The following is a 22,915-nucleotide window of genomic DNA, read 5'->3' on the forward strand; positions in this document are numbered from 1 at the left end:
CATTCGTGAAAGTGTCCAAATGTGTCTCGACGTGAACAATTCCTACACGGACAATACCGGCGGCCTTAAGTCGCGGCTTGCGCGAAGCGGTAACACAGCCGTCATAATGGGCGCTTATCTTGCCGCTCAATTGATCATAGGGCGTTAACGTCCTCAGGAACGTCAGATGAATAATGAAGTGCTAACCCCTGTCGCGATCAAGGACGCCCAGGCAGTCCCCGAACAGATGGTACAGACCCCGCCAGACCTGCCCGAGGTCGTCGAGCCGGTGGTCGAAGTCGCCGCTCCGGCCCCGACGCCGACGCCGGCCATTGCCGTCCCGAGCCTGGACGACAGCAGCCTGTACATTCATCGCGAACTTTCCCAGCTGCAATTCAACATCCGTGTGCTGGAGCAGGCGCTGGACGAATCGTACCCGCTGCTCGAGCGCCTCAAATTCCTGCTGATCTTTTCCAGCAACCTCGACGAGTTCTTCGAGATTCGCGTCGCCGGCCTGAAGAAGCAGATCAACTTCGCCCGCGAACTGGCCGGCGCCGATGGGCTGCAGCCGCATCAGGCGCTGGCACGTATCAGTGAGCTGGTGCACATCGAGGTCGAGCGCCAGTACGCGATCCTCAACGATGTGCTACTGCCGGAGCTGGAAAAGCACGCCATCCGCTTCATTCGGCGCCGCTACTGGACACCCAAGCTCAAGACCTGGGTGCGCCGTTACTTCCGCGACGAGATCGCGCCGATCATCACCCCGATCGGCCTTGACCCGACCCACCCGTTCCCGCTGCTGGTGAACAAGAGCCTGAACTTCATCGTCGAGCTCGAAGGCGTCGACGCCTTCGGCCGCGATTCCGGTCTGGCGATCATCCCGGCGCCACGCCTGTTGCCGCGCGTGATTCGTGTGCCGGAGGACGTTGGCGGCCCAGGCGACAATTATGTCTTCCTGTCGTCGATGATCCATGCCCACGCCGATGACCTGTTCCAGGGCATGAAGGTGAAGGGTTGCTACCAGTTCCGCCTGACCCGCAACGCCGACCTGGCGCTGGACTCCGAAGAGGTCGACGACCTTGCCCGTGCGCTGCGCGGTGAACTGTTCTCGCGCCGCTACGGCGATGCCGTGCGACTGGAAGTTGCCGACACTTGCCCGAAACACCTGTCGGACTATCTGCTCAAGCAATTCAGCCTGAGCGAGAGCGAGCTCTACCAGGTCAACGGCCCGGTCAACCTGACCCGCCTGTTCAGCATCACCGGCCTCGACAGCCACCCGGAGCTGCAGTACACGCCGTTCACCCCGGCGATCCCCAAGCTGCTGCAGAACGCAGACAACATCTTCAGCGTGATCGGCAAGCAGGACATCCTGCTGATGCACCCGTTCGAGTCCTTCACCCCGGTGATCGACCTGCTGCGCCAGGCCGCCAAGGACCCGCACGTGCTCGCCGTGCGCCAGACCCTGTACCGTTCCGGGGCCAACTCGGAAATCGTCGACGCCTTGGTGGATGCGGCGCGTAACGGCAAGGAGGTCACTGCGGTGATCGAATTGCGCGCGCGCTTCGACGAAGAGTCCAACCTGCAGATGGCCAGCCGCCTGCAGGCTGCTGGTGCGGTGGTGATCTACGGTGTGGTCGGTTTCAAGACCCACGCCAAGATGATGCTGATCCTGCGCCGCGAGCAGGGCGAGATCGTGCGCTATGCGCACCTCGGTACCGGCAACTACCACGCCGGTAACGCCCGCCTGTACACCGACTACAGCCTGCTGACCTCCGACGATGCCCTCACCGAGGACGTCGGCAAGCTGTTCAGCCAGCTGATCGGCATGGGCAAGACCCTGCGCATGAAGAAGCTGCTGCACGCGCCATTCACCCTGAAGAAGGGCATGCTCGACATGATCGCCCGGGAGACTCAGTTCGCCCTGGAAGGCAAGCCCGCGCACATCATCGCCAAGTTCAACTCGCTGACCGACGCCAAGGTCATCAAGGCGCTGTACAAGGCCAGCCAGTCGGGCGTGAAGATCGACCTGGTGGTGCGCGGCATGTGCTGCCTGCGTCCAGGCATTCCGGGGGTTTCGCACAACATCCAGGTGCGCTCGATCATCGGCCGCTTCCTCGAGCACACGCGGGTGTTCTACTTCCTCAACGGCGGCGAAGAGCAGATCTACCTGTCCAGTGCCGACTGGATGGAACGCAACCTCGACAAGCGCGTCGAGACGTGCTTCCCGGTCGAGGGCAAGAAGTTGTTGCTGCGGGTGAAAAAGGAGCTGGAAGGCTACCTGACCGACAACACCCACGCCTGGACCTTGCAGCCTGACGGGCGTTACGTGCGCAGCACCCCGACCGGCAACCAGAACCCACGCAGTGCCCAGGCGACCCTGCTGGAGCGCCTGAGCAACCCGGTCCTCAACGTACGCTGAGGACGAAGCCGACCCGGGCCAGCCACTCCGCCTCATTGGCGAAGTCGGCCTGGGTCAGCTGGTTCTGTTCCAGCCAGCCTTCAGGGAACACCACTTCAAGGCTGTCTTCGCCGGCCTGCAGCTCTACCTTGGGCATCTGCTGGTTGCCACGGATGTGGTGGAACAAGATGGCGAAGCGCAGCAGCACGCACAGGCGGATCAGCTGCACGGCTTCGTCGCCAAACTCCGCAAACTTGTCCTTGGGGATGTTGCGCCGATGGCCGCGCACCAGCAGCGCCATCATCTGCTGCTCGTCGCGAGAAAACCCCGCCAGGTCGGAGTGCTCGATCAGGTAGGCACCATGCTTGTGATAATGGTAATGGGCGATATCCAGGCCGATTTCATGGATTTTCGCCGCCCAGCCCAGCAGGTCGCGCCAGTTGCCTTCCTCAAGCTTCCAGGCCTTGGCCACCTGGTCGAAGGCGTGCAGTGCCTTGCGTTCGACGCGTGCCGCCTGGCCCTGGTCGACGTGATAACGCTCCATCAGCGAATTGAGGGTGCGCTCGCGTACATCCTCGTGGTGATGGCGGCCGAGCAGGTCGAACAGCACGCCTTCACGCAAGGCGCCGTCGCAGTGGTCCATGCGCTGCAGTTCCAGTGCGTCGAAAATGGCTTCGAGAATCGCCAGGCCGGCCGGGAAGATGGTACGCCGGTCGGGTTTGATGCCTTCGAAATCAATCTTGTCGGCCTCGCCGAGCTTGAACAGCTTGCGCTTGACCCAGGCCAGGCCCTCGGCATTCACCTCGCCATTGCCCAGGCCGCCGGCCTTGATTGCGGCGCCGATGGCGCGGATGGTGCCGGACGAGCCGATGGCCTCGTCCCAGGTCAGGCGATGCAGGGCGTTTTCGATGCTCATCAGCTCCAGGCGTGCGGCGGTGTAGGCCTGGGCGTAGCGCGCCGGGGTGATCTTGCCGTCGCGGAAGTAGCGCTGGGTGAAGCTCACGCAGCCCATTTGCAGGCTTTCGCGCAGCAGCGGTTCGAAGCGCTGGCCGATGATGAACTCGGTACTGCCGCCGCCAATGTCGGCGACCAGACGCTTGCCGGGCGTGTCGGCCAGGGTGTGCGACACGCCGAGGTAGATCAGGCGTGCCTCTTCACGGCCGGAGATGACCTCCACCGGGTGGCCGAGAATGGCTTCGGCGCGCTGGATGAATTCGTTGCGGTTGCGCGCTTCGCGCAAGGCATTGGTGCCGACGATGCGCACGGAGCCTGCCGGCATGCCGTTGATCAGTTGGGCAAAACGCTTGAGGCATTCCAGGCCTCGCTCCATGGCTTCTTCGCTGAGCTTGCGCTCATCGTCGATGCCGGCGGCCAGCTGAACCTTCTCGCCGAGCCGCTCGAGAATGCGGATTTCGGTATGGTGAGCCTTGGCCACGACCATGTGGAAGCTGTTGGAGCCCAGGTCGATGGCGGCGATCAGGGACAGGTTCTTCGCGGAGGTATGCGGCATTCTGTGTGTTCTCGGTCGGTAACCCGGCAATCGTGCCACGATCCTTGGCTGACGCCAACGCGCACCGCACCGGGCCTTGATGCAAGGCAATGTGCCATTCCATGCTATGACACTTGTGTGACAGTTTGGATTCGTGGTGTCTTGCACAACTATAGTTACACTCAATCGTCCGTGACTTCCTGTAGGGCCTGGGTGCCGCTATCATGGGCCACGTTTTTTTGCTTACGACCCTGGAGATATCCATGAGCAGCGATCTGATCAAACACGTCACCGACGCCACCTTCGATGCCGAAGTCCTGCAGGCTCAAGGCCCGGTGCTGGTCGACTACTGGGCTGAATGGTGCGGTCCATGCAAGATGATCGCTCCGGTTCTGGACGACATCGCCTCCTCCTACGAGGGCAAACTGACCGTCGCCAAGCTGAACATCGACGAAAACCAGGAAACCCCGGCCAAGCACGGCGTGCGTGGCATCCCGACCCTGATGCTGTTCAAGAACGGCAACGTCGAAGCCACCAAGGTCGGCGCTTTGTCCAAATCGCAGCTGGCCGCGTTCCTCGACGCCCACCTGTGATGTGAAGAAAAAACCCCGCAAATGCGGGGTTTTTTCTTTTTCAGAGCACTAGACGCAGAAAAAAGCAAGTGTTACATTCGGCCTCGCACTGCTTCTTCAGTGCCCTCTGCACGCCGTCGCCGAAGCATCCCTAATTCGAATCAGTACGCGATCCTGTCGCCATCAAGCGGCGCGGCCTCATTAAGCCAAAGCTTAATTCTCCCTTCTTACATGATTACGTCACTCCCCTTATGAACCTGACTGAACTCAAGCAAAAGCCGATTACCGATCTTTTGGAAATGGCCGAACAGATGGGCATCGAAAACATGGCCCGTTCGCGCAAACAGGACGTGATTTTCGCCCTGCTGAAAAAGCACGCGAAAAGCGGCGAAGAGATCTCGGGTGACGGCGTGCTGGAGATTCTCCAGGATGGTTTCGGTTTCCTGCGTTCGGCTGATGCGTCCTACCTGGCCGGCCCTGACGACATCTACGTCTCGCCCAGCCAGATCCGCCGTTTCAATCTGCGTACCGGCGACACCATCGTCGGCAAGATCCGCCCACCGAAGGAAGGGGAGCGTTACTTCGCCCTGCTGAAGGTCGACACCATCAACTTCGACCGCCCGGAAAACGCGAAGAACAAGATCCTCTTCGAAAACCTGACGCCGCTGTTCCCGAACAAGCGCCTGAAGATGGAAGCCGGCAACGGCTCCACCGAAGACCTGACCGGTCGCGTCATCGACCTGTGCGCCCCGATTGGCAAAGGCCAGCGTGGCCTGATCGTCGCTCCGCCGAAAGCCGGTAAGACCATCATGCTGCAGAACATCGCGGCGAACATCACCCGTAACAACCCAGAGTGCCACCTGATCGTCCTGCTGATCGACGAGCGCCCTGAAGAAGTGACCGAAATGCAGCGCACCGTGCGCGGCGAAGTGGTCGCTTCGACCTTCGACGAGCCGCCAACCCGCCACGTGCAAGTTGCCGAGATGGTGATCGAGAAGGCCAAGCGCCTGGTCGAGCACAAAAAGGACGTGGTCATCCTGCTGGACTCCATCACCCGTCTGGCCCGTGCCTACAACACCGTGATCCCGAGCTCCGGCAAGGTACTGACCGGTGGTGTCGACGCCCACGCCCTGGAGAAGCCGAAGCGCTTCTTCGGCGCCGCGCGTAACATCGAGGAAGGCGGCTCGCTGACCATCATCGCCACCGCGCTGGTCGAAACCGGCTCGAAGATGGACGAAGTGATCTACGAAGAGTTCAAGGGTACCGGCAACATGGAACTGCCCCTGGACCGTCGTATCGCCGAGAAGCGTGTGTTCCCGGCCATCAACATCAACCGTTCCGGTACCCGCCGCGAAGAGTTGCTGACCGCCGACGACGAACTGCAGCGCATGTGGATCCTGCGCAAGCTGCTGCACCCGATGGACGAGATCGCCGCCATCGAGTTCCTGGTCGACAAGCTCAAGCAGACCAAGACCAACGATGAGTTCTTCTTGTCGATGAAGCGCAAGTAAGATCGTCATACCACGCAACAGGCCGGGGAAACCCGGCTTTTTGCTATCTGTACTTTGGCTATTGCGGCCCTATCGGCGCTACACTCAGCACCCCGACCGATACGGCCAACACGAGGCTCATGCATGCAGTATCGCGATTTGCGCGACTTCATCCGTGGCCTGGAGCAGCGCGGTGAACTCAAGCGCATCCAGGTTCCGATTTCCCCAGTCCTGGAAATGACCGAGGTCTGCGACCGCACCCTGCGCGCCAAGGGCCCGGCCTTGTTGTTCGAAAAACCCACCGGCTTCGATATGCCGGTGCTCGGCAACCTGTTCGGCACGCCAGAGCGCGTGGCCATGGGCATGGGCGCCGAGTCGGTCGACGAACTGCGCGAGATCGGCAAACTGCTGGCTTTCCTCAAGGAGCCCGAGCCGCCGAAAGGCCTGAAAGATGCCTGGTCCAAGCTGCCGATCTTCAAGAAGGTCGTGTCGATGGCACCCAAGGTGGTCAAGGACGCGGTGTGCCAGGAAGTGGTCGTCGAGGGTGACGATGTCGACCTCGGCCAGTTGCCGATCCAGCACTGCTGGCCGGGCGACGTGGCGCCGCTCATCACCTGGGGCCTGACGGTGACGCGTGGTCCGAACAAGGACCGCCAGAACCTGGGCATCTACCGCCAGCAGGTGATCGGCCGCAACAAGGTGATCATGCGCTGGCTGAGCCACCGAGGCGGCGCGCTGGACTACCGTGAGTGGTGCGAAAAGAACCCGGGCCAGCCGTTCCCGGTCGCCGTGGCCCTGGGCGCTGACCCGGCCACCATCCTTGGCGCCGTGACGCCAGTACCGGACACCCTCTCCGAATACGCCTTTGCCGGCCTGCTGCGTGGCAATCGTACTGAGCTGGTCAAGTGCCGAGGCAGCAACCTGCAGGTACCCGCCACCGCCGAGATCATCCTCGAAGGCGTGATACACCCGGGCGAAATGGCCCCGGAAGGCCCTTATGGCGACCACACCGGCTATTACAACGAGGTGGACAGCTTCCCGGTGTTCACCGTCGAGCGCATCACCCACCGGCAAAACCCGATCTACCACAGCACCTACACGGGCCGGCCGCCGGATGAGCCGGCGATTCTGGGCGTGGCACTGAACGAAGTATTCGTGCCGATCCTGCAGAAGCAATTCCCGGAAATCGTCGATTTCTACCTGCCGCCTGAAGGCTGCTCGTACCGCATGGCGGTGGTGACCATGAAAAAGCAGTACCCAGGCCACGCCAAGCGCGTGATGCTGGGGGTGTGGTCGTTCCTGCGACAGTTCATGTACACCAAGTTCGTTATCGTCACCGACGACGACATCAACGCTCGCGACTGGAACGACGTGATCTGGGCCATTACCACGCGCATGGACCCCAAGCGTGATACGGTGATGATCGACAACACCCCGATCGATTACCTCGACTTCGCGTCGCCGGTATCCGGGCTGGGGTCGAAGATGGGCCTGGACGCCACGCACAAGTGGCCGGGCGAGACTACACGCGAATGGGGCCGGGTTATCGTCAAGGACGAGGCCGTCACCCGCCGTATCGATGAGCTGTGGGATCAGTTGGGAATAGATTGATGCAGGTAACGTTGCAGCCGTCCGGGGCGGTGCTGGCGCTTGAACCCGGGGAACGGATCCTGGATGGGGCGCGGCGGCTGGGCTATGACTGCCCGAATAGCTGCCGCAATGGCAATTGCCATGTCTGCGCCGCGTTGTTGGTCGAAGGAAGCGTGCGTCAGGACGGTGAAGTCCGTGACCATGGCGAGTTGTTTACCTGCATTGCCGAACCGCTGGAGGACTGTGTGTTGCTCTGGGATGGTGTGCTGGCCCCGGGCGAGCTGCCAGTGCGCAAGCTGGCGTGCAGCCTGAGCGAATGCGTCGAGGTCGGCGGCGACGTCTGGCGCGTGCGCCTGCTGGCGCCAGCCGGCAAGCCGCCGCGGTACCATGCTGGGCAGTACCTGATGATCGAGCGCGAGGGCGGCAAGCCGGCGGCCTTTTCGCTGGCCTCTGCGCCACATTCCGGGCGCGAGCTCGAGCTGCATGTGCTGGGCCGCGAGGCTAGCGCGCTGCAGTTGCTGGCGCAGTTGCAGCGTGACCGCATGGCGCGTATCGAAATGCCATTCGGCGATACCCACCTCGCTGAACTGCCTGACGGGCCGCTGGTGCTGATTGCCGCTGGCACCGGCATGGGCCAGATGCACAGCTTGGTCGAACATTGCCGCGCCCAGGGTTTCAAGCACCCGGTGCACCTGTACTGGGGCGTGCGCCGCCCGGAAGACTTCTACAGCATCGAGCATTGGGCTGAATGGGAGCGCTTGCCCAACCTGTTCTTGCACAAAGTGGTCAGTGACCTCTGTGGCTGGGAAGGGCGTTGCGGCATGCTGCACGACGCGGTGCGTGAAGATGTGAAAGACCTCAATACCGTGCATGTGTATGCCAGCGGTTCTCCGAACATGGTCTACGCCACCCTCGATGCACTGGTCGAGGCTGGCATGGATGCGCATCGCATGCGCGCCGATGTGTTTGCCTACGCACCACGCAGTTAATAACCGAAGTTTGAAGTAGTGGGTATAAGGCGGTCATTGTTACCGCCTGGGCCATTAACTTTCGCGGCCACACAAACAATACTTCCCAGTCGTCGGAACTGTACGTGAAACACTGTTCATGGGACTTGAGTATTGCTGCGGTTCTATCCTATGGTTACTGCAAGCGCCCGTGGCGCGGCCGCGCAGGCCGCGTCGCCAGCGCCTCCAGCTTTATACGTAGTACACAGGGAATAATGGCGGCAGCTTATGTCGGCACTTGAAAGTTTGTCCTGGGAAGTTACCTATCCACCGACGCTCGACTTCGGCCAGCAACTGACCCGTGAGCAATTGCTCAACTCCATGAAAACGACCATGTCCCGTCATGAAGGTGGCCCGGTCTGGTTGTTCGCCTATGGTTCGTTGATCTGGCGCCCGGAATGCAATTCCGTGGAGCGCCAGCGGGCTCGAGTGCATGGTTATCACCGCGGGTTGTACCTGTGGTCGCACGAGCACCGGGGTACGCCGGAAACGCCAGGCCTGGTGTTCGGCCTTGATCGCGGCGGTTCTTGCAGCGGTTTTGCCTACCGTCTGGAGGAAAGCAACCTCGACGATTCACTGATGGCCCTGTGGCAGCGGGAGATGCCTTATCCAGCTTATCGGCCGCACTGGCTTAGCTGCCGACTGGGTGATGGCAGCAAGGTCCAGGCCTTGGGCTTCGTACTGGAGCGGCACTTGCCGTGTTATGCAGGCAACTTGCCGGATACGTTGCTTAGCCAGATTCTGGCCAGTGCCAAAGGGCGCTACGGCACCACGCGGGATTATGTCGAGCAGACATTGAATGCGCTGCGCAGCCATCAGATGCCCGATCGCAACCTCGAGGCGCGGTTCCGGCGCTGTCATGGCTTGCACGGGCCTCTTCGCGGCGGTTCGGCGCCCCGATAAACCCGCTCCCACAGGGATCGCACAATCCTGTAGGTGCGGGTTTACCCGCAGGAGGCCGGTCCTGCCTACCTGGCCAGTACAACCAACTTACCCACAGCCCGCCGCTGCCCCAACGCGTCAATGGCGGCCCCGGCTTCAGCCAGTGGATAAGTCTTCGACACCAAGGGTTTCAGCTTGCCCTCGGCATGCCAGGCAAACAGCTGCCGGAAGTTCGCCGCATTGTCCTCGGGCTGGCGCTGGGCAAAGGCCCCCCAGAACACCCCAAGCACCGCGGCCCCCTTGAGTAGCACCAGGTTTGCCGCCATCTGCGGAATCGTCCCGCTGGCAAACCCCACCACCAGTAGTCGGCCCTGCCACGCCAGTCCGCGCACGGCCTGGTCGAACAGCCCACCGCCTACCGGATCGTAGATCACATCCACGCCCTGGCCGCCGGTCAGGCGTTTGATTTCTTCCTTGAGGCTGGCCTGGCTGTAGTCGATCGTTTCGTCAGCCCCTGCGGCCTTGGCAACGGCAAGTTTCTCGGCGCTGCTGGCTGCGGCGATCACTCTTGCGCCCATGGCCTTGCCAATTTCTACCGCTGCCAAGCCAACACCACCGGAGGCACCGAGCACCAGCAGGGTTTCGCCGGGCTGCAGCTGGCCGCGCTGCTTCAATGCATGCATCGAGGTGCCATAGGTCATGCCGAACGCGGCGGCGGTGGCAAAATCCATGTGCTCGGGGATTGGCATCACGTTGTAGAACGGCACCGCCACCTGCTCGGCAAATGCTCCCCAGCCGGTCAGGGCCATCACCCGGTCGCCGACTTTGAAGGCCCCAGCCCGTTCGCCGACCGCTGCGATCACCCCAGCGGCTTCGCCACCCGGTGAAAAAGGCAGGGGGGGCTGGAACTGGTATTTGCCTTCGATGATCAGCGTGTCGGGGAAGTTGACACCGGCGGCCTGCACATCGAGCAGGATCTCGTTCTTCTTCGGCACCGGACTGGCCACGTCCTCCAGCACCAGGTCACAAGCTGGGCCCAGGGTTTTGCACAACACAGCTTTCATCGGGCTATTCCTTTGCGTGTAGTGGCCGATAAGTGTAGGAGGGTCGTCTGCCGGGTCAACGAGCATGGCCCGCCCTGATGTGCTGGCATAAGCCTGGGCTTGGGTTTGAACGGCATGCTGGGTAAGCTGGCGCCAATTGTTTTGAGGAGCGAATTCGTGAAAGCGTGGATCTTGATGGTACTGGCGCTGATGCTGCCAGCGGCGGCCATGGCCGAGGAAGCCAAGGAAGGGGAGCCGAAGGTTTCCTACATCACCCTGAGCCCGCCCTTCGTCGGCAACTACGCCCTCGATGGCAGCCCCAAGCTGCGCGTGTACAAGGCCGATGTGGCCCTGCGCGTAACCGGCGACGCCGCGGCGGCTGCGGTCAAGCACCAGGAGCCGTTGATCCGTAATCAGCTGGTCGCACTGTTCACCCAGCAGACGGTGGATAGCATGAGCAACGTCGAGGCCAAGGAGAAGCTGCGCCAGGAAGCGTTGAAGCAGGTGCAGCAGGTGATGGAATCGGAAGAGGGTAAGCCGATTGTCGAGGATCTGCTGTTCAATAACTTGATTGTGCAGTGATTTGATTTTGCCGGTGGCGCCTATGGCGTAGGAGAAATCTAACTTTCCTGTAGGTCTGCCAATTTTCGACTCGTAATGTCTCGACCACGCTAGATTGCGCATGGTTTCAGATGTTCGAGGGAAGCTGGCTATGCCATTGAAGTATCAGCCGAAGGAAGCGACTGTTCTGATGTGCGACTTCTCGGGTTTTCAGGTACCCGAGATGGTCAAGGTTCGACCGGTCGTTGTCCTTCGCAAACATGACCACACTCAACAACTGGTCACGATAGTACCGCTGAGTACGACGGAGCCTGAGCGGTTGGCCAAGCATCATGTCGTCCTGCCTAGCTATCTGCCAGGCTCCGCTTTGGCATGCTGGGCCAAGTGCGACATGGTTTACACCGTATCCATATCCAGATTGGACCGGTGTCGTATCAGGTCGCGCCGAGGTGGTGGCCGAGAATATGTGGTGTTGACGATGCAGCCTGAGCATTTCGCTGCCGTACGGGGTGCTGTCGGCTTTGCGCTTGGCTTCACACATTCGGCAACAGTGTCGGCAGTTGTCAGTGGCATGCAGGATGCACCATACTGAGTGCGTTCCCGAGAGGGGCTTGTGAGACTCTGCGGATCCTGGTCTTTCCAGCAATTACAGAGCCGGGCAGGTAAAAGGCGATAACAAGTCTACCTGTCTGTGAGTAGGGCGCCGCAAGGCGCCCTTTTGTCTTTGTGGGCCTAGGTGCTATTGCTTTAGCGCGCCAGCGCTATGATCGCCGCCCACTGCTCCTCAGTCACCGGCATCACCGACAACCGCGTGCCTTTCTGCACCAGCGGCAGCTCTGCCAGAGCACTCTGCTGCTTCAGCAAACCCAGCCCCAGCACCTGACGGAAAGTTTTCACGTGGGCCACATCTACCGCGCTCCACGGGTTCTTCTCGGCATTGGCCTTGGCGTCGAAATAGTGGCTTTCCGGGTCCAGTGCCGTCGGGTCCGGGTAGGCCGCTGCAGTGATTCGAGCGATGCCGGCTATGCCCGGCTGCGGGCAGCTGGAGTGATAAAAGAAGAACTCGTCGCCTACGCTCATGGCCCGTATGAAATTGCGCGCCTGGTAGTTGCGTACGCCATCCCAGCGCGCCTCGCCCAGCCGACCAAGGCCTTCGATCGAGAGCTCGTCGGGCTCGGACTTCATCAGCCAATAGGCCATAGATACTGCTCCTGAAAAGGTTTGAAATAACCTGTTGCACGAAACCGACAGCCGGTTGGCGTCAACGTTTGCGTTGTCGACTCAGGTTGTCGGAAAATGCGCCGATTTTAAAGCTAGACGCTCCGGCGGCACCGAGAAGGTCGCCGAGCCTGAACGTATGCCTAGGGGGGCATTCTTCGATGAACCAACGCAAACCGGATCTACTGTGGATCCTGGTCTTCATCTTTGGCCTTGGTGTGGTCACCACCGGTTATGCCCAGGGTATCTGGGAGCGCAAGCTGGATACCGCCTATCAGACACCGGTCGACGCTACCCTGCAGAAACGCTGAACTACCCGCTAACGCCGCTCAGGTCGGCGCCAGGTACCAGCTGCGGTCGCTGACCGTCCCTTGCAGCGGTACGTCCCAACTGGCTTGCGCCAGTCGCTCGACCTTCTGGCACTCATGCGCCAGCCCCAGCAGCAATGGTTTCTTCCAGGTCTTGCGACGTGCCTGGTAGGCCAGGCTGCGGTCGTAGAACCCCCCGCCCATGCCCAGTCGCCCGCCGACCTCATCGAAGCCGACCAGTGGCAACAGGATCAGGTCCAGCGACCAGACCGGGCGCTGGCGCCGACGGTCGGTCAATGGCTCGGCAATACGGAAGCGGTTGCGCTTGAGTTTTTCGCCCTGCTCGAAACGCTGGAACACCATGCGTGTGCGCGGCCAGGCGTGCAGTACCGGCAGGTAAGTGCGCTTGCCCCGGCGCTGAGCCTCGCGCAGCAGCAGGCGCGGGTCGATTTCACCGTCGTTGGGCAGGTACAGGGCGATATGCCGGGCGCGGCGGAACAAGGGGTGCTGCGCCAATTGGCGGTACAGGCCGCGTGAGGCCTGGTGCTGCTGTGCGGGTGTCAGGGCGCGGCGGGCATTGCGAAGCAGGCGACGAAGCTGGGGGCGGGAAAGCGACGCAGTTTCGGTCATGGCACTGGTTATCCCAAGTGTCGGATTGCCCAGCTGAGCGCTCGGCAGGAGGAATCAGGCTCCCCGATAAGACCGCTATCGGTGTAGCCCTTGAACCCGAAAGTTCAAGGTGGAGATTGCAGGGGGCGTTAAGGCTTTCCGTCTGGCGGACATGCACACCGGCCCCAGCGTGCAACCCCCGTGGTTGTGCGTATCGGCTCAGGGACATAACCGACTGGCGCATCCCCCAGGGAGTGGCGCCAGTATACCAATCTCAGCCGTTTTTGGTACCCGCATCGTCGGACAACGCCTGATCGACCCGCTCCAGCAGGTCCCGCACCTGCTCACGGCTGGTGCCACTCACTGGGGCGTCGGCGCGATCCTCCTGGCGGTGCAGCATCTCGTGAGTGATATTCAACGCCGCCATGACCGCAATGCGGTCTGCACCGATCACCTTGCCGCTGCTGCGGATCTCGCGCATCTTGCCGTCCAGGTAGCGCGCGGCGCTGACCAGGTTGTTGCGCTCTTCCGGCGGGCAGATGATCGAATACTCCTTGTCGAGGATCTGCACGGTGACGCTATTGCTTGAACTCATGAGTCTTGCTCCAGGGCCTTCAGGCGTAAAATCATCGACTCGACCTTGCGCTTGGCGATCTCGTTCTTTTCGATGAGGTGGGCGCGCTCTTCGCGCCAGGATTTTTCCTGAGCTACTAGGAGTGCATTTTGCCGTTTTAGTTGCTCGATGCGTTCAATCAGCAACTCGAATCGGCTCATCAGCGCTTGCAGGTCGTTCTCTTGCGTGGGTTGCACTCGATTCGCTCCGTCGTTGAATCACCCTGCGAGGATGCCTCTCCCGGCGCAGCGGCGGCCAGTGCCGATGGTCTTGGCGCGCCTGCCGGTGCTAGGATACAAGGTCTTCATTCTAGTCAAATGCGCCGTCTGGCGCCTAGCCGACCATGCCTAATACTCAATCGCCTTACGTTGCCTTCGCCATGCTCCTTTCCAGCAATGGCCACCCTGTAACCCCTGCCGAACTGCACGGCCTGCTGATTGGCCGCAGTTGTGCCGGCGCAGGCTTCGATGCCGAGGCCTGGCTGGCTGATGCCGCCCAACTGCTGGAAACCGAACCCGGTGACGCCGTGCGCAATGCCCTGATCGGCCTGCAGGAGATGGTCAAGGGCGAGCTGAGCAGCGAAGACATGGCCATTGTCCTGCTGCTGCCGAGCGACGATGCGGCACTTGCCGACCGCGCCGAAGCGCTGGGCCAGTGGTGCCAGGGTTTCATCACCGGCTTCGGCCTGAACGCCGGGGGGCAGGACCTGTCTACCGAAGCCAAGGAAGTGCTGCAGGACCTGGTGGCCATTTCCCAGGTCCAGGAAGCCCTCGAGGAATCCGAAGACGGCGAAAGCGACTACATGGAAGTCATGGAATACCTGCGCGTCGCACCGCTGCTGCTGTACACGGAGCTGGCCGCGCCTGCCGCACCCGCACCAAAACCTTCGCTGCACTGATCAACCGGGGGTAGTTCTGCCCATGAGCCACATACCCAAGGCCGAGTATGCCCGTCGGCGCAAGGCGCTGATGGCGCAGATGGTCCCCAACAGCATCGCCATTCTGCCCGCCGCCGCCGTTGCCATCCGCAACCGCGACGTCGAGCACGTGTACCGCCAGGACAGCGATTTCCAGTACCTCAGCGGCTTCCCCGAGCCTGAGGCGGTGATTGCACTGATCCCTGGCCGCGAGCATGGCGAGTACGTGCTGTTCTGCCGCGAGCGCAACCCGGAGCGTGAGCAGTGGGACGGGCTGCGTGCCGGCCAGGAAGGCGCAATCCGTGACTATGGCGCGGACGATGCCTTCCCGATCACCGATATCGACGAGATCCTGCCGGGCCTGATCGAAGGCCGCGAGCGGGTCTACAGCGCCATGGGCAGCAACCCTGAGTTCGACCGCCGGTTGATGGACTGGATCAACGTGATCCGCTCCAAGGCGCGCCTCGGCGCCCAGCCGCCAAACGAGTTCGTTGCGCTGGATCATCTGCTGCACGATATGCGCCTGTATAAATCGGCAGCGGAAGTGAAGGTGATGCGTGCGGCTGCGCAGATCTCTGCGCGCGCCCATGTGCGCGCCATGCAGGCCTGCCGGGCCGGGTTGCACGAGTACAGCCTGGAAGCCGAGCTGGACTACGAATTCCGCAAGGGTGGGGCGAAGATGCCGGCCTATGGCTCGATCGTCGCCGCCGGGCGCAATGGCTGCATCCTGCACTATCAGCAGAATGATGCGCCGCTCAAGGATGGCGACCTGGTGCTGATCGATGCCGGTTGCGAGATCGATTGCTACGCCAGCGACATCACCCGGACCTTCCCGGTCAGCGGGCGTTTTTCACCCGAGCAGAAGGCGATCTATGAGCTGGTGCTCAAGGCGCAGGCTGCCGCCTTTGCCGAGATCGCCCCGGGCAAGCACTGGAACCACGCCCATGAGGCGACCGTGCGGGTGATCACCGAGGGCCTGGTGGCGCTCGGTTTGCTCAAGGGTGAGGTGCAGGCGCTGATCGACAGCGAGGCTTACCGGGCTTTCTACATGCACCGCGCCGGGCACTGGCTGGGCATGGACGTGCACGATGTCGGCGAATACAAGGTCGGTGGCGAGTGGCGGGTGCTGGAGCCCGGCATGGCACTGACTGTCGAGCCAGGCATTTACATAGCCGCCGACAACCAGGAGGTCGCGAAGAAATGGCGCGGCATCGGTATCAGGATCGAGGACGACGTGGTAGTGACCAAGCAAGGTTGTGAAATTCTGACCTCGGGTGTGCCCCGTACGGTCGCCGAGATCGAGGCGCTGATGCAGGCTGCGCGCAAGGACGCGGCATGAGTCGGGTCAACCTGGCGATCATCGGTGGCGGGCTGGTGGGCGCGAGCCTGGCTTTGGCCCTGCAGGCAGGCGCCAAGGCGCGCGGCTGGAAGATCCTGCTGATCGAGCCGTTCGCCCCCGGCGACAGCTTCCAGCCCAGCTACGATGCGCGCTCTTCGGCACTGTCGTTCGGTACTCGGCAGATCTACCAGCACCTCGGCCTTTGGCAAACCATCAGCCCGCGCGCCGAGCCGATCCGGCAGATCCAGGTTTCCGACCGTGGCCGTTTCGGCGCCACCCGCCTGGACGCCATGGAAGAAGGCGTGCCGGCCCTGGGATACGTGGTGGAGAACGCCTGGCTCGGGCAGTGCCTGTGGCAAGGGCTGGACAGTGAGGTGGTGAGCTGGCGCTGCCCGGCCGAAGTGAAGGCGATGCAAGCCATCGAGGGTGGCTACCGCCTGCTGCTGGACGACGACACCAGCCTGGAGTGTGACCTGGCGGTGCTGGCTGACGGTGGCCGCTCCGGCCTGCGTGAGCAGTTGGGTATCCACGTGCGCCGTACGCCCTACGAGCAAAGCGCGCTGATCGCCAACATCACACCCGGCGAGGCCCACCGCGGCCAAGCCTTTGAGCGTTTCACCGAGCAGGGTCCCATGGCCTTGCTGCCACTGCCGGAAAACCGCTGCGCGCTGGTCTGGACGCGCCAGGGGATGGATGCCAAGCGTCTGGCCGAGATCGACGAGCGCAGTTTCCTGCGGGAGTTGCAGGATGCCTTTGGTTATCGGCTCGGCGGCCTGCGCCAAGTCGGTGCCAGGCATCTCTACCCGCTGGCACTGATCGAAGCCCAGGAGCAGGTTCGTCCACACCTGGTGGTGCTGGGCAACGCCGCGCACAGCCTGCACCCGATTGCCGGCCAGGGTTTCAACCTGTCGCTGCGTGATGTGCAGGCGCTGGCCGACGCGCTGCTGCTCGGCCCGCAGCATCCGGGCGATCTCGCCACTTTGCAGGCCTATCACCAGCGCCAGCGCCTCGACCAGGCCCTGACCATCGGCTTCTCCGACCAGGTCACCCGCCTGTTCGGCAGCAACCAGCCACTGCTGGCGGCCGGGCGCAACATCGGCCTGCTCGGGCTTGACCTGTTGCCACCGGCAAAAAGCTGGTTCGCTCGCCAGGCCATGGGCCTCGGGACCCGCCCCGATCCGCGGGGCCAGGCATGAGCAACCCGCGCAGGCTGGCGCGCCGCGCGCGCATGTTGCGCTGGCTGCTGAATGTCTACCCGCCGTACCTCGGCGCAGGCATCCACATCCAGCACATCAGCCCGGACATGCGCAGCGTCAAGGTACGCATGAAGCTGACCCGCTGGAATCGCAACTACGTCGGTACCCAGTTCGGCGGCAGCCTGTATTCGATGGTCGACCCGTTCTACATGTTGCTGCTGATCGAGCAGCTGGGCCGCGAATACATTGTCTGGGACAAGGCTGCCAGCATCGATTTCATTGCGCCGGGCAAGGGCACGGTGTACGCCGAATTCCACGTCGATGACGCGCTGCTGGACGACATCCGCCAACAGACGGCCACCGGCAAGAAGTACCTGCCGCGTGTGCAGGTCGATATCCGTGACGAAGCCGGCGAGCTGGTGGCACGGGTCGATAAAACCCTATACGTGCGGCTCAAGCCGCAAGCGAGGCAGGCGTAAGGCATGGAAATGCGCGCAGATCTGTTGATTGTCGGTGCCGGTATGGTCGGCAGCGCCCTGGCCCTGGCGCTTCGCCATAGCGGCCTGGAAATTGTCCTGCTCGACGGCGGCTCGCTGTCGGTCAAACCGTTCGACGCCGATGCACCGTTCGAGCCGCGGGTCAGTGCCCTGTCGGCGGCCAGCCAGCGCATCCTCGAACGCCTCGGGGCCTGGGACGGCATCGCCGGGCGGCGCGTGTCGCCGTATTCCGACATGCATGTGTGGGACGGCAGCGGTACCGGTCAGATACATTTCTCGGCCGCCAGTGTGCATGCCCAGGTGCTCGGCCATATCGTCGAGAACCGGGTGGTGCAGGACGGGCTGCTGGAGCGCCTGCACGATAGCGACATCGGCCTGCTGCCCAATGCCCGCCTGGAGCAGCTGCGCCGCTCCGGTGACGAGTGGCTGCTGACCCTGGCCGATGGCCGTCAGTTGCGTACGCCGCTGGTGGTGGCCGCCGACGGTGCCAACTCGGCGGTGCGCCGCCTGGCTGGCTGCGAGACGCGGGAGTGGGACTACCTGCACCATGCGATCGTCACCAGTGTGCGCTGCAGCGCTGCGCACCAGGCCACCGCCTGGCAGCGCTTCACCGACGAGGGGCCGCTGGCCTTCCTGCCGCTGTCGCGTGACGGCAAGCAGGATTGGTGCTCGATTGTCTGGTCGACGACTCCGGAGCAGGCCGAGCAGATCATGGCGCTGGATGAGCCGGCCTTCCTCAAGGCTTTGGCGCGGGCCTTCGAGGGGCGACTGGGTGAGGTGCTGGAGGCCGACCCGCGCGTCTGCGTGCCGTTGCGCCAGCGTCACGCCAAGCGCTACGTGGACGAAGGGCTGGTGCTGATTGGCGATGCCGCACACACCATCCACCCGTTGGCCGGGCAAGGCGTCAACCTGGGCTTTCTCGATGCTGCGGTGTTGGCCGAGGTGCTGGAGCATGCCAGCGAGCGTGGCGAGCGGTTGGCGGATGTGAAAGTGCTCAGCCGTTATGAGCGCCGGCGCATGCCGCACAACCTTGCGTTGATGGCGGCAATGGAAGGTTTCGAGCGGTTGTTCCAGGCCAATCCGTTGCCGTTGCGCTGGTTGCGTAACAGCGGGTTGAAGCTGGTGGAGCAGATGCCGGAGGCCAAGGCGATGTTCGTGCGCCAGGCGTTGGGGCTGACCGGGGACCTGCCGGAACTGGCCAAGGCTTGAGACCACGGGGGCGCTTTGCGTCCCTCTGCAACATCCGGTAACTGCTCTGATGATGAGCTGGAAAATGGGATTCACTACCATTTGCGCCTCTCATACGATCCGAGGAGTGCTTTCCATGTTGCCACGCAAGCCCCTACTGGCCGCCCTGGCCCTGACCCTGTTCGGCGGCACCGCTCAGGCGGCGGACGAAGTGGTGGTGTACTCCTCGCGCATCGACGAGCTGATCAAGCCGGTATTCGACGCCTACACCGCCGAGACGGGGGTCAAGGTCAAGTTCATCACCGACAAGGAAGCCCCGCTGATGCAGCGCATCAAGGCCGAGGGCGAGAACGGTGTGGCCGACTTGCTGCTCACCGTCGATGCCGGCAACCTGTGGCAGGCCGAGCAGATGGGCATCCTGCAGCCGATCAAGTCGGCCATCATCGACCAGAACATCCCACCACAGTACCGTGCCTCATCCCATGACTGGACCGGCCTGAGCCTGCGCGCACGGACCATCGTCTACTCCACCGAACGGGTAAAACCGGCTGAGCTGAGCACCTACGAAGCCCTTGCCGACAAGCACTGGGAAGGCCGCCTGTGCCTGCGCACGGCGAAGAAAGTGTACAACCAGTCGCTGACCGCCACGCTCATCGAGAACCACGGTGAGGCCAAGACCGAGCAGATCGTCAAAGGCTGGGTCGGCAACCTGGCCACCGATGTGTTCTCTGACGACAATTCGGTGATCCAGGCCATCGAGGCCGGCCAGTGCGATGTCGGGGTGGTCAACACCTACTACTACGGTCGCCTGCACGCGCAGAACCCAAAACTGCCGGTGAAGATATTCTGGCCCAACCAGGGCGACCGCGGCGTGCATGTCAACCTGTCGGGCATCGGCCTGACCAAGCATGCGCCGCACCCGGAAGCCGCGAGGAAGCTGGTGGAATGGATGACTGGCGAGAAGGCGCAGAAGCTGTTTGCCGACATCAACCAGGAGTTCCCGGCCAACCCGAAGGTCAAACCGTCGGACGAAGTGGTGGCTTGGGGAAGCTTCAAGGCTGACAGCATTCCCGTTGAAGTGGCCGGCAAGCGCCAGGCCGAAGCTATTCGCCTGATGGATCGCGCTGGCTGGAATTAAGTAGCAGGCCGCCAGCGCAATCGAGAATCCAACCTTGCCCCATACTGCCCAACGCCGCTGGTATCTCCCGGTCACCCTGACCGCCGCCCTGGTGCTCCTGCCCCTGAGCGTGCTGCTGCTGTCCTGGCAGTCGGTCGACCTGCAGATCTGGTCGCACCTGCTCGACACCCAGATGGGACGCCTGCTGGGCAATACCGCGACCTTGGTGGTCGGCGTTGGTATCGGGGTGACCCTGCTCGGCGTCAGCCTGGCCTGGCTGACCAGCCTCTGCGAGTTCCCCGGCCGGCGCTGGCTCGACTGGGCGCTGATGCTGCCGTTCGCCATCCCGGCCTATGTGCTGGCCTTTGTCTTCGTCGGCTTGCTGGACTTTGCCGGCCCTGTGCAGAGCGCCTTGCGCGAGGTGTTCGGGCCCATGCGCCTGCCACGGGTCCGCTCCACCGGTGGGGTGATCTTCGTCCTGGTGCTGGTGTTCTACCCCTACGTCTACCTGTTGGCGCGCTCGGCGTTCCTGGCCCAGGGCAAGGGTTTGATGGAGGCCGCCCGGGTACTCGGCCTGTCGCCCGTGCAGGCCTTCTGGCGGGTGGCTTTGCCAATGGCGCGGCCTGCGATTGGCGCGGGCGTCGCCCTGGCGCTGATGGAGACCCTGGCCGATTTCGGTGCAGTGGCGGTGTTCAACTTCGATACCTTCACCACGGCGATCTACAAGACCTGGTACGGCTTCTTCAGCCTGTCCAGCGCAGCCCAGCTGGCCAGTCTGCTGTTGCTCGCGGTAATGCTGGTGCTGTACGGCGAGCGCCGCGCCCGTGGCGCAACCCGCAGCGGCAACGAACGCCCGCGCGGGCATGCGCTCTATCACTTGCGCGGGGCCAAGGCGCTGCTCGCCAGCGGCTGGTGCCTGCTGGTGTTCGCCTGCGCATTCGTCATTCCACTGCTGCAGTTGCTGGTGTGGTGCTGGCAGCGCGGTCGGCATGACCTGGACGAGCGGTATGTCGGCCTGGTGCTGCACACGCTGTACCTGGGCGGCATGGCCGCTCTGATTACCGTTTGCGTGGCATTGCTGCTGGCTTTCGCCCGCCGTCAGGCGCCGACGGTCGGCATTCGCGCTGGCGTTGGCCTGGCCAACCTGGGCTATGCCTTACCTGGCTCGGTGCTGGCGGTCTCCATCATGCTGGCGTTCAGTTACCTCGACAATCAGCTGGTCATTCCGCTTTCCAGCTGGTTGGGTGGTGCAGGCAAGCCGCTGCTGTTGGGCAGCCTGGCGGCCTTGCTGCTGGCTTACCTGGTGCGCTTCATCGCCGTGGCCCATGGCCCGTTGGAGAGCAGCCTGGAGCGCATCCGCCCCTCCTTGCCGGAAGCCTCGCGCAGTCTTGGCGTCGGTGGCGTGCGGTTGTTTTTCAAGGTGTATCTGCCGCTGCTGGTGCCAGGGGTCTTGAGCGCCGCGTTGCTGGTGTTCGTCGATGTGCTCAAGGAAATGCCCGCCACCTTGCTGATGCGCCCGTTCGGCTGGGACACCCTGGCAGTCAGGGTGTTCGAGATGACCAGCGAAGGCGAATGGGCGCGTGCCTCGCTGCCGGCGTTGACGTTGGTGCTGGTAGGGTTGCTGCCGGTCATCGGGCTGATCCGTCGTTCAGCGCGTCGTCCGGGTCACAGTCACTAAGGATGCCAGCTTGCGCCCTTGCCGCTACAATGCGCGGCATTCGCGCGGCGGGTCCTACAAGAAGAGCTGACGATCAAACGTCATCGACCGCCGCCGCTTCGCCACGCCCGGAAGGAGAAACCCATGGGACAGCGCACGCTTTTGTACGACTTGCACCTGGCGCTCGGCGCCAAGACGGTCGATTTCGGCGGCTGGGACATGCCGCTGCACTATGGCTCGCAGGTCGAGGAGCACCATCAGGTGCGCAGCGACTGCGGTGTCTTCGATGTTTCCCACATGACGGTCATCGACATTGCCGGTGAAGATGCCACTCCCTGGCTGCAGCGTTTGCTGGCCAACGACGTGGCCCGTCTCGACAGCACTGGCAAGGCCCTTTACAGCCCATTGCTCAACGAAGACGGCCGGGTCATCGACGATCTGATCGTTTACCGTACCCAGAGCGGTTACCGCCTGGTCACCAACGCGGCCACGCGGGACAAGGTCAAAGCCTGGCTGGAGCTGCAGAGCGCCGGTTTCAGCGTATCGTTCGACGTTCGCCCCGACCTGGCCATCCTCGCCATCCAGGGGCCGAATGCCCGCGAGAAAGTCGCCGCGCTGCTGAGCCCTGCCCGTGCCGCGCTGATCCGTGAACTGCGCCCGTTCGAAGGTGTTGCCGAAGGCAACTGGTTCATCGCCCGTACCGGCTACACCGGTGAAGACGGCCTGGAGATCATCCTGCCGGGCGATCAGGCCGTCGCCTTCTTCAACGACCTGGTCGGCGCCGGCATCGCGCCGAGCGGCTTGGGCGCGCGCGATACCCTGCGTCTGGAAGCCGGCATGAACCTGTACGGCCAGGACATCGACGAAAGCCACACCCCGTTGACCTCGAACCTCGGCTGGTCCATTGCCTGGGAGCCGGCAGAGCGCAACTTTGTCGGCCGTACCAGCCTGCTGGCGGAAATCGAGCGTGGCGTGCAGGAAAAACTGGTTGGCCTGGTGCTGGAAGAGCGCGGCGTTCTGCGGGCTCACCAGGTGGTTCGTGTAGCCGGGATTGGCGAAGGAGAGATCACCAGTGGTAGTTTCTCGCCTACGCTGAGCAAGTCCATCGCCTTGGCGCGCGTGCCCATGGCCACCGGTGACCGCGCCGAGGTCGAGATCCGCGGCAAATGGTACCCGGTGCGGGTGGTCAAACCGACCTTCGTGCGCCATGGCAAGATTTTGATCTGAACATTCAACGGCGGGCCGA

General features: G+C 62.8%; 23 protein-coding genes and 1 other RNA gene. 17 read left to right on the forward strand and 7 right to left on the reverse strand.

Features of this window, described 5'->3' with window-relative positions; genetic code table 11:
• The first annotated feature begins 166 nt into the window (after nucleotides 1–166).
• Nucleotides 167–2,398: a polyphosphate kinase 1 gene (gene ppk1 / locus L6D64_RS18910; RefSeq protein WP_176507532.1), complete on the forward strand. Its 2,232-nt coding sequence runs from the start codon at nucleotides 167–169 to the stop codon at nucleotides 2,396–2,398.
• On the opposite strand, the gene ppx is transcribed toward ppk1, so the two are convergent.
• Entirely contained in the window at nucleotides 2,385–3,887 is a 1,503-nt protein-coding gene (gene ppx, locus L6D64_RS18915) for an exopolyphosphatase (RefSeq protein ID WP_176507533.1), read from the reverse strand. The genes ppk1 and ppx overlap by 14 nt on opposite strands.
• Before the next feature lie 242 nt (nucleotides 3,888–4,129).
• On the opposite strand from ppx, the gene trxA reads away from it, so the two are divergent.
• The 5 genes from trxA to L6D64_RS18940 all read left to right on the forward strand — a co-directional run bounded on the left by trxA (nucleotide 4,130) and on the right by L6D64_RS18940 (nucleotide 9,428).
• On the forward strand, nucleotides 4,130–4,459 hold the full coding sequence (gene trxA, locus L6D64_RS18920; protein ID WP_054883904.1) for a thioredoxin TrxA: 330 nt from the start codon (nucleotides 4,130–4,132) through the stop codon (nucleotides 4,457–4,459).
• Between the two features lie 230 nt (nucleotides 4,460–4,689).
• Nucleotides 4,690–5,949 (forward strand): transcription termination factor Rho, encoded by a 1,260-nt coding sequence (rho, locus tag L6D64_RS18925; RefSeq protein ID WP_003253661.1) that lies wholly within the window; start codon nucleotides 4,690–4,692, stop codon nucleotides 5,947–5,949.
• 123 nt (nucleotides 5,950–6,072) lie between these two features.
• A complete protein-coding gene (ubiD, locus tag L6D64_RS18930; protein WP_099814417.1) occupies nucleotides 6,073–7,539 on the forward strand; it encodes a 4-hydroxy-3-polyprenylbenzoate decarboxylase in 1,467 nt (488 codons plus the stop codon).
• Nucleotides 7,539–8,507 carry a CDP-6-deoxy-delta-3,4-glucoseen reductase gene (locus tag L6D64_RS18935; RefSeq protein WP_176507534.1) on the forward strand — a complete coding sequence of 323 codons (969 nt, stop codon included), beginning with the start codon at nucleotides 7,539–7,541 and terminating at the stop codon, nucleotides 8,505–8,507. Before ubiD ends, L6D64_RS18935 begins: the two co-directional genes overlap by 1 nt.
• Nucleotides 8,508–8,753: 246 nt before the next feature.
• On the forward strand, nucleotides 8,754–9,428 hold the full coding sequence (locus L6D64_RS18940) for a gamma-glutamylcyclotransferase (protein ID WP_176507535.1): 675 nt from the start codon (nucleotides 8,754–8,756) through the stop codon (nucleotides 9,426–9,428).
• A 65-nt stretch (nucleotides 9,429–9,493) separates the two neighbouring features.
• Here the strand turns inward: L6D64_RS18940 and L6D64_RS18945 are convergent, their stop codons facing one another.
• On the reverse strand, nucleotides 9,494–10,471 hold the full coding sequence (locus L6D64_RS18945) for an NADPH:quinone oxidoreductase family protein (protein WP_176507536.1): 978 nt from the start codon (nucleotides 10,469–10,471) through the stop codon (nucleotides 9,494–9,496).
• 156 nt (nucleotides 10,472–10,627) lie between these two features.
• Here L6D64_RS18945 and L6D64_RS18950 point away from each other — a divergent pair, with 156 nt between their 5' ends.
• Together L6D64_RS18950 and L6D64_RS18955 are read left to right on the forward strand one after the other, a co-directional pair.
• The gene (locus L6D64_RS18950) at nucleotides 10,628–11,032 is read left to right on the forward strand and encodes a flagellar basal body-associated protein FliL (protein ID WP_176507537.1); all 405 of its coding nucleotides are present in this window, start codon (nucleotides 10,628–10,630) and stop codon (nucleotides 11,030–11,032) included.
• A 169-nt stretch (nucleotides 11,033–11,201) separates the two neighbouring features.
• On the forward strand, nucleotides 11,202–11,603 hold the full coding sequence (locus L6D64_RS18955) for a type II toxin-antitoxin system PemK/MazF family toxin (RefSeq protein WP_276575177.1): 402 nt from the start codon (nucleotides 11,202–11,204) through the stop codon (nucleotides 11,601–11,603).
• Nucleotides 11,604–11,758: 155 nt separating this feature from the next.
• Here L6D64_RS18955 and L6D64_RS18960 read toward each other — a convergent pair whose 3' ends face one another.
• Entirely contained in the window at nucleotides 11,759–12,211 is a 453-nt protein-coding gene (locus L6D64_RS18960) for an EVE domain-containing protein (RefSeq protein WP_176507539.1), read from the reverse strand.
• A gap of 179 nt (nucleotides 12,212–12,390) precedes the next feature.
• On the opposite strand from L6D64_RS18960, the gene L6D64_RS18965 reads away from it, so the two are divergent.
• Entirely contained in the window at nucleotides 12,391–12,540 is a 150-nt protein-coding gene (locus L6D64_RS18965) for a hypothetical protein (RefSeq protein ID WP_176507540.1), read from the forward strand.
• A gap of 18 nt (nucleotides 12,541–12,558) precedes the next feature.
• Here the strand turns inward: L6D64_RS18965 and L6D64_RS18970 are convergent, their stop codons facing one another.
• The 4 genes from L6D64_RS18970 to L6D64_RS18985 all read right to left on the reverse strand — a co-directional run bounded on the left by L6D64_RS18970 (nucleotide 12,559) and on the right by L6D64_RS18985 (nucleotide 13,920).
• Entirely contained in the window at nucleotides 12,559–13,167 is a 609-nt protein-coding gene (locus L6D64_RS18970; RefSeq protein WP_176507541.1) for a 5-formyltetrahydrofolate cyclo-ligase, read from the reverse strand.
• Nucleotides 13,168–13,223: 56 nt separating this feature from the next.
• Nucleotides 13,224–13,403: non-coding RNA, 6S RNA (gene ssrS, locus L6D64_RS18975), on the reverse strand.
• A 17-nt stretch (nucleotides 13,404–13,420) separates the two neighbouring features.
• Nucleotides 13,421–13,741, reverse strand: coding sequence for a cell division protein ZapA (locus L6D64_RS18980; RefSeq protein ID WP_054883897.1), 321 nt, complete (start codon nucleotides 13,739–13,741; stop codon nucleotides 13,421–13,423).
• Nucleotides 13,738–13,920, reverse strand: a complete 183-nt coding sequence (locus L6D64_RS18985; protein WP_031322377.1) for a TIGR02449 family protein — start codon at nucleotides 13,918–13,920, stop codon at nucleotides 13,738–13,740. The genes L6D64_RS18980 and L6D64_RS18985 overlap by 4 nt, the downstream gene beginning before the upstream one ends.
• Nucleotides 13,921–14,102: 182 nt before the next feature.
• Between L6D64_RS18985 and L6D64_RS18990 the strand changes: the two genes are divergently transcribed.
• The 8 genes from L6D64_RS18990 to gcvT all read left to right on the forward strand — a co-directional run bounded on the left by L6D64_RS18990 (nucleotide 14,103) and on the right by gcvT (nucleotide 22,896).
• Nucleotides 14,103–14,657, forward strand: coding sequence for a YecA/YgfB family protein (locus L6D64_RS18990; protein WP_176507542.1), 555 nt, complete (start codon nucleotides 14,103–14,105; stop codon nucleotides 14,655–14,657).
• Between the two features lie 22 nt (nucleotides 14,658–14,679).
• Nucleotides 14,680–16,014 (forward strand): Xaa-Pro aminopeptidase, encoded by a 1,335-nt coding sequence (gene pepP, locus L6D64_RS18995; protein WP_176507543.1) that lies wholly within the window; start codon nucleotides 14,680–14,682, stop codon nucleotides 16,012–16,014.
• Nucleotides 16,011–17,210: a 2-octaprenyl-6-methoxyphenyl hydroxylase gene (gene ubiH / locus L6D64_RS19000; RefSeq protein WP_176507544.1), complete on the forward strand. Its 1,200-nt coding sequence runs from the start codon at nucleotides 16,011–16,013 to the stop codon at nucleotides 17,208–17,210. The genes pepP and ubiH overlap by 4 nt, the downstream gene beginning before the upstream one ends.
• Nucleotides 17,207–17,689, forward strand: coding sequence for a DUF4442 domain-containing protein (locus L6D64_RS19005; RefSeq protein WP_176507545.1), 483 nt, complete (start codon nucleotides 17,207–17,209; stop codon nucleotides 17,687–17,689). The genes ubiH and L6D64_RS19005 overlap by 4 nt, the downstream gene beginning before the upstream one ends.
• Before the next feature lie 9 nt (nucleotides 17,690–17,698).
• Nucleotides 17,699–18,916 (forward strand): 2-octaprenyl-3-methyl-6-methoxy-1,4-benzoquinol hydroxylase, encoded by a 1,218-nt coding sequence (locus tag L6D64_RS19010; protein ID WP_176507616.1) that lies wholly within the window; start codon nucleotides 17,699–17,701, stop codon nucleotides 18,914–18,916.
• A gap of 115 nt (nucleotides 18,917–19,031) precedes the next feature.
• Nucleotides 19,032–20,033, forward strand: a complete 1,002-nt coding sequence (locus L6D64_RS19015) for an extracellular solute-binding protein (protein ID WP_176507546.1) — start codon at nucleotides 19,032–19,034, stop codon at nucleotides 20,031–20,033.
• A 34-nt stretch (nucleotides 20,034–20,067) separates the two neighbouring features.
• Entirely contained in the window at nucleotides 20,068–21,690 is a 1,623-nt protein-coding gene (locus L6D64_RS19020; RefSeq protein ID WP_176507547.1) for an ABC transporter permease, read from the forward strand.
• 123 nt (nucleotides 21,691–21,813) lie between these two features.
• Nucleotides 21,814–22,896, forward strand: a complete 1,083-nt coding sequence (gcvT, locus tag L6D64_RS19025; RefSeq protein WP_176507548.1) for a glycine cleavage system aminomethyltransferase GcvT — start codon at nucleotides 21,814–21,816, stop codon at nucleotides 22,894–22,896.
• Nucleotides 22,897–22,915: the final 19 nt, after the last annotated feature.

The organism is Pseudomonas urethralis (assembly GCF_021602465.1).
Lineage (GTDB): Bacteria > Pseudomonadota > Gammaproteobacteria > Pseudomonadales > Pseudomonadaceae > Aquipseudomonas > Aquipseudomonas vlassakiae.

Coding starts and splice junctions, on each gene's coding strand:
- ppk1 (WP_176507532.1), top strand. CDS start 167: ATGAATAATGAAGTGCTAACCCCTGTCGCGATCAAGGACGCCCAGGCA.
- ppx (WP_176507533.1), bottom strand. CDS start 3,887: ATGCCGCATACCTCCGCGAAGAACCTGTCCCTGATCGCCGCCATCGAC.
- trxA (WP_054883904.1), top strand. CDS start 4,130: ATGAGCAGCGATCTGATCAAACACGTCACCGACGCCACCTTCGATGCC.
- rho (WP_003253661.1), top strand. CDS start 4,690: ATGAACCTGACTGAACTCAAGCAAAAGCCGATTACCGATCTTTTGGAA.
- ubiD (WP_099814417.1), top strand. CDS start 6,073: ATGCAGTATCGCGATTTGCGCGACTTCATCCGTGGCCTGGAGCAGCGC.
- L6D64_RS18935 (WP_176507534.1), top strand. CDS start 7,539: ATGCAGGTAACGTTGCAGCCGTCCGGGGCGGTGCTGGCGCTTGAACCC.
- L6D64_RS18940 (WP_176507535.1), top strand. CDS start 8,754: ATGTCGGCACTTGAAAGTTTGTCCTGGGAAGTTACCTATCCACCGACG.
- L6D64_RS18945 (WP_176507536.1), bottom strand. CDS start 10,471: ATGAAAGCTGTGTTGTGCAAAACCCTGGGCCCAGCTTGTGACCTGGTG.
- L6D64_RS18955 (WP_276575177.1), top strand. CDS start 11,202: ATGTGCGACTTCTCGGGTTTTCAGGTACCCGAGATGGTCAAGGTTCGA.
- L6D64_RS18960 (WP_176507539.1), bottom strand. CDS start 12,211: ATGGCCTATTGGCTGATGAAGTCCGAGCCCGACGAGCTCTCGATCGAA.
- L6D64_RS18965 (WP_176507540.1), top strand. CDS start 12,391: ATGAACCAACGCAAACCGGATCTACTGTGGATCCTGGTCTTCATCTTT.
- L6D64_RS18970 (WP_176507541.1), bottom strand. CDS start 13,167: ATGACCGAAACTGCGTCGCTTTCCCGCCCCCAGCTTCGTCGCCTGCTT.
- L6D64_RS18980 (WP_054883897.1), bottom strand. CDS start 13,741: ATGAGTTCAAGCAATAGCGTCACCGTGCAGATCCTCGACAAGGAGTAT.
- L6D64_RS18985 (WP_031322377.1), bottom strand. CDS start 13,920: ATGAGCCGATTCGAGTTGCTGATTGAACGCATCGAGCAACTAAAACGG.
- L6D64_RS18990 (WP_176507542.1), top strand. CDS start 14,103: ATGCCTAATACTCAATCGCCTTACGTTGCCTTCGCCATGCTCCTTTCC.
- pepP (WP_176507543.1), top strand. CDS start 14,680: ATGAGCCACATACCCAAGGCCGAGTATGCCCGTCGGCGCAAGGCGCTG.
- ubiH (WP_176507544.1), top strand. CDS start 16,011: ATGAGTCGGGTCAACCTGGCGATCATCGGTGGCGGGCTGGTGGGCGCG.
- L6D64_RS19005 (WP_176507545.1), top strand. CDS start 17,207: ATGAGCAACCCGCGCAGGCTGGCGCGCCGCGCGCGCATGTTGCGCTGG.
- L6D64_RS19010 (WP_176507616.1), top strand. CDS start 17,699: ATGCGCGCAGATCTGTTGATTGTCGGTGCCGGTATGGTCGGCAGCGCC.
- L6D64_RS19015 (WP_176507546.1), top strand. CDS start 19,032: ATGTTGCCACGCAAGCCCCTACTGGCCGCCCTGGCCCTGACCCTGTTC.
- gcvT (WP_176507548.1), top strand. CDS start 21,814: ATGGGACAGCGCACGCTTTTGTACGACTTGCACCTGGCGCTCGGCGCC.